Genomic DNA, 5000 nt, shown 5'->3' on the forward strand with positions numbered 1-5000 from the left:
GGCGCAAGGTGCGATCAACATCGCCGACACGGTGCGCTATGCCGCCGGCGTCAATTCCGACGCCTATGGCCGCGACACGCGCGTCGACAGCTTCACCATCCGCGGGGTCAATGCGCTGCAATTCCGCGACGGGATGCGCGACATCTTCAGCTATTATGCCAGCATTGCGTCCGACCCCTATAATTTCTCGCGGGTCGAGGTGGTGCGTGGCCCCGCCTCGGTGTTGTTCGGGCAGGGCTCGATCGGCGGGATCGTCAACCTCGTGTCGAAGACGCCGTTGTTCACCAACAGCGCCGATATGAGCCTCGTCTATGGCAGCTATGACCGCAAGGAGGTGCTGGCCGACGTCAACGGAACGCTGGGCGATACGCTGGCCGCGCGGATCGTCGCGCGGGTGCGGGATGCCGACACCTATGTCGACCATGTCGCCGACGACCGGGTGATGATCGCCCCGTCCGTCACCTGGCGACCGGGCGCACGCACCGACGTGACGCTGCTGGCGCCTCTATCAGAAGGACCATAGCGGCTCGACCGCGAACTTCCTGCCGATCATCGGCACGCTGCGCGACAATCCCGGCAACCCGCGCCTGCCGCGCTACCTGTTCGTCGGCAAGCCGGGTTACGACCGCTATGACGGGCGGCTTCTTCAGGGATCGGGCCTCATCACCCATCGCTTCACCGACGATCTGAAGCTCAGCCTGAAGGCGCGCTACATCGACAGCGACCTCGACTATTTTACCCATTATACCAACAGCTACGGCAATCCGACCAATCCTTATGTGCCGGGCAGCAACGGACGGCTGATTCCCCTGATCGCGGGATCGTCGGTCGCGCGGCTGAACGTCTTTTCCACCGACAACAATGTCCAGTGGCGCTTCAACACCGGCGCGGCGGTGGAGCACACCCTGCTCGCGGGCGTCGATTATAGCTGGAACCAGGTCCGCAAGAGCGACAATTACGACTTTTCGCAGGTCATCGACCTGTATGACATCGACTATGCGTCGATCGTCGAGCCGCCGCTGACCGCACCGTTCACCCGCGACACGCAGAAGCAGCTCGGCCTCTATTTCCAGGACCAGATCCGGCTGTGGGACCGCGTCTCGGTGGTGCTCGGCGCACGGCGCGACCATGTGCGCACCGCCAGCCTCAACACGACGAGCGGCGCGATCAGCCGAACCACCGACGCCGCCACGACCTTCCGCGCCGGCATTATCGGTGACGTGGGCGCGGGCCTGTCGCCCTTTTTCAGCTACACCGAAAGCTTCCAGCCGGTCGCCGGCCAGACCAGCGCCGGCATCCCCTTCCGCCCGCAGACCGGCCAGCAGTTCGAAGGCGGCGTGAAGTGGCAGCCCGACCGTGCGACGCTCGTCACGCTCACCGGCTTCAGCATCAAGGAGCGGAACCGACCCGTCCCCGATCCCAGCAACCCGCTGAGCCAGATCCAAGCGGGCGAGTTGACCACCCAGGGGTTCGAATTGGAGGCAACGCGCACCCTGCCCGCGCAATTACGACCTGTCGCTTGCCTATGGCTTCAACGATGTGGACGGCGATACGGGCGAGATCGGTTATCTGTCGCGCCATACCGCGTCCGCCTGGGGCACGAAGACGTTTCAGGGGGACTGGGCAACGCTGCGACTGGGCGCGGGCGTGCGCTATCTGGGGCAGCAGGTGTCGGGCAATGCCGCCTGGACGATCGTCACCCCGGCACGCACGATGGTCGACGCGCTGGTCGAGCTGGAGCGCGACCGCTGGCGGCTGCGCCTCAACGCCACCAACCTCCTCGACAACCGCGGCTATGCCTCCTGCCTCGCCCGCGGGGACTGTTTCGTATCGGCCCCGCGCAACGTGATGCTATCGCTGGGATATCGGCTCTAACCCCGTCTTGGCCTCACCGGCCTTGCCCCCGGTGGCGGCTTGACCGACATGGAGTGCGAACGACCTGCGCCGGTTGAGTTCCTGCGGGATCGCCATCGGCGCTCGCGTGCTCAGCGCCCGTTTCCGGCCGCCAGGCTTGCGCACCGTCAGCAGTTCTTCGCGATACAGCCGGTACACCTTCTTCCAGTTCATGCCCTTGCCCTCGCGCCTGAGCAGGATCGCCAGCCGGCAATAGCCGAACCGGCGACGTTCATTCGCGATCTCGCGCATCCGCTCGCGGACAGCATCGTCCTTCCCGCGAAGCGGCTCATATTGCCATGCCGACCGATTGACCCCGATCAGCTTGCAGGCGCGAGGCTCGGAGGAGCCGTGGTCGGCCATCAGCTTCTCCACCGCAGCGTAGCGTAGCGATCAAGAGACCGGGTCAGCTTTTTCCCAGCAGATCCTTCAATGCCGACACGTCCAGCATCGACCCGCCAACAGCTTCTTCAGCCGACGGTTCTCGTCCTCCAGCGTCCGCAACCGCGCCGCCTCCGACACGGTCATTCTGACGTGACCCCCGTTTCTTCATCCAACTGGAAGTAGAGACCGTCTCCTTAAAGGGACGGACGGAATGAAGCGGAAGCAAGTTTTCGGAAGAGCAGATCATCGGCATCCTGAAGGAGGCCGAGGCGGGTGCGGTGGTGACGGAGCTGTGCCGCAAGCACGGGATGTCGAGCGCGACTTACTATGCGTGGAAGGCGAAGTTCGGCGGCCTGGAGGTGTCCGACGCAAAGCGCCTGCGGTCGCTCGAAGAGGAGAACGCCCGGCTCAAACGGCTACTGGCGGACACGATGCTGGACAATGCGGGGTTGAAAGACCTGCTGTCAAAAAAGTGGTGACGCCCGCCGCGAAGCGGCAAGCGGTCGCGCATCTCCAGGCGACGCTGGGGATGAGCGAGCGGCGGGCATGCACGGTCGTTGGGGCAGACCGCACGAGCATGCGGTATCGCTCGTGCCGGGCGGATGATGGCGACCTGCGGTCGCGGCTGCGCGAGCTGGCGCAGCAACGCCGACGGTTCGGCTATCGGCGTCTGCACATCCTGCTGCGCCGGGACGGCATCACGATCAACCGCAAGAAGACCCAGCGGCTCTATCGTGAGGAGGGTTTGACGGTCAGGCGCCGGAAGGGACGAAGGCGCGCCACAGGCAGCCGTGCGCCCGCGTCAGTGCTGGCGCTTCCCAACCAGCGCTGGAGTCTGGACTTCGTCCACGACCAGCTCGTGACCGGCCGTCGGTTCCGCGTGCTCAACATCGTCGATGACGTCACGCGCGAATGCCTTCGGGCGGTGGTGGACACGTCGATCTCGGGCCGGCGGGTCGTGCGCGAGCTGGCCGATCTGATCGCCGAGCGTGGCAGGCCGAAGATGATCGTCAGCGACAACGGGACCGAACTGACGTCGAACGCGGTGCTCGCCTGGTCCGGCGATGCCCGCATCGAGTGGCATTACATCGCGCCGGGCAAGCCCACGCAGAACGGGTTCGTCGAGAGCTTTAACGGTCGCATGCGCGACGAGCTGCTCAACGAGACGCTGTTCTTCACCATCGGTCAGGCCCGCTCGATTCTGGCCCGCTGGGTCGACGACTACAACAACGAGCGTCCGCACTCCTCGCTCGGCTACGCCACTCCGGCAGCCTTCGCTGCCGGGCTCGAACAGCAACGGGCGGGGTTAACCCCGCCCGTTGCTTCACCTGCGCTTATGCGCGAAAACCACGGTCGGTCTCTGGTTGCCGCTGGATGAAAGACCGGGGTCACGTCAATTCCGCCATATTTCGCCTTCCAGCTGTAGAACGTCGCATCGCTCGTCTCCCTGACGAGCTAACTTACCAATGGCATGATTTCTGGGGAGCAGATCAGGCGACCGAGAGCGGGGCGGTGGAAGGCGTATATAGGCAAGCGTATGAGGCCCGCTGGCCGGACCTGATCTCGGTTGCGAGTAGGTCGAGCGCGCTGTTGGCGTGAACGCCGGGAAGCCCGCGAGGTGGTGTGACTTGGCGGGCGTATATGTGTGTGGGATGGTTGCGGGGGCAGGATTTGAACCTGCGGCCTTCAGGTTATGAGCCTGACGAGCTACCGGGCTGCTCCACCCCGCGCCGAATTTGGGATACGGTGGAAATTGTGAATGGGTTTTTTTGTGTATACGCGGACTATAATGCCTGGCGACGCCCTACTCTTCCACTGCTTGAGCAGTAGTACCATTGGCGCAGTCGGGTTTCACGGCCGAGTTCGGGATGGGATCGGGTGGGACACCGACGCTATGGCCACCAGGCAATAGAGTCCGCGAATACGACCCTCGACGGATGGTCGAGGGAATTGGGTATAAAATCGATGCGTGCACTGGCTGTATTGATGACCGCACTCTCAGTCATCAGCCCAGGGCTGATGGTGGGGGTGTGGAGCTCTCAAGCGCGAATAGGACAATTAGTATCGGTTAGCTCCATGCGTTACCGCACTTCCACATCCGATCTATCAAGGTCGTGGTCTTCGACCGTCCTGAGAAATCTTATCTTGAGGGAGGCTTCCCGCTTAGATGCTTTCAGCGGTTATCCCGTCCGTACATAGCTACCCTGCTGCGCCGTTGGCACGACGACAGGTACACCAGAGGTACGTTCAACCCGGTCCTCTCGTACTAGGGTCAACTCCTCTCAAATTTCGACGCCCACGGCAGATAGGGACCAAACTGTCTCGCGACGTTCTGAACCCAGCTCACGTACCACTTTAATTGGCGAACAGCCAAACCCTTGGGACCTGCTCCAGCCCCAGGATGTGATGAGCCGACATCGAGGTGCCAAACAACCCCGTCGATATGAGCTCTTGGGGGTTATCAGCCTGTTATCCCCGGCGTACCTTTTATCCGTTGAGCGATGGCCCTTCCACGAGGGACCACCGGATCACTATGACCGACTTTCGTCTCTGCTCGACTTGTCAGTCTCGCAGTCAGGCTGGCTTATGCCATTGCACTCTAACAGCCGGTTTCCAACCGGCCTGAGCCAACCTTCGCGCGCCTCCGTTACTCTTTAGGAGGCGACCGCCCCAGTCAAACTACCCGCCACAGAGGGTCCCTGTACCGGTTTCACGGTACGAGG

2 protein-coding genes, 1 tRNA gene, 2 rRNA genes and 1 pseudogene (1 of these 6 running past the window's edge) are annotated in these 5000 nt (G+C 63.0%); 2 read left to right on the top strand and 4 right to left on the bottom strand.

Annotated elements, in window-relative coordinates; all coding sequences use genetic code 11:
- Positions 1 to 1875 (top strand): annotated as a pseudogene (locus QE379_RS19540) (TonB-dependent siderophore receptor); the annotation flags it as partial.
- Here QE379_RS19540 and QE379_RS19545 read toward each other — a convergent pair.
- Positions 1852 to 2256, bottom strand: coding sequence for an IS3 family transposase (locus QE379_RS19545; protein ID WP_373461698.1), 405 nt, complete (start codon positions 2254 to 2256; stop codon positions 1852 to 1854). The pseudogene QE379_RS19540 and the gene QE379_RS19545 overlap by 24 nt on opposite strands.
- Before the next feature lie 263 nt (positions 2257 to 2519).
- On the opposite strand from QE379_RS19545, the gene QE379_RS00525 reads away from it, so the two are divergent.
- A protein-coding gene (locus QE379_RS00525) for an IS3 family transposase (RefSeq protein WP_373461837.1) occupies positions 2520 to 3655 on the top strand; the annotation gives its coding sequence in 2 pieces (ribosomal slippage) (positions 2520 to 2751 and positions 2751 to 3655; 1137 coding nt in all).
- A 275-nt stretch (positions 3656 to 3930) separates the two neighbouring features.
- Here the strand turns inward: QE379_RS00525 and QE379_RS00530 are convergent.
- The 3 genes from QE379_RS00530 to QE379_RS00540 form a co-directional block, all read right to left on the bottom strand.
- A tRNA-Met gene (locus tag QE379_RS00530) sits at positions 3931 to 4007 on the bottom strand.
- 61 nt (positions 4008 to 4068) lie between these two features.
- Positions 4069 to 4183, bottom strand: a 5S ribosomal RNA gene (gene rrf, locus QE379_RS00535).
- A 132-nt stretch (positions 4184 to 4315) separates the two neighbouring features.
- Positions 4316 to 5000: ribosomal RNA gene (locus QE379_RS00540) — 23S ribosomal RNA — on the bottom strand; it runs 2138 nt beyond the window's last position.

This window comes from Sphingomonas sp. SORGH_AS_0879, from assembly GCF_030819175.1.
Taxonomy (GTDB): domain Bacteria; phylum Pseudomonadota; class Alphaproteobacteria; order Sphingomonadales; family Sphingomonadaceae; genus Sphingomonas.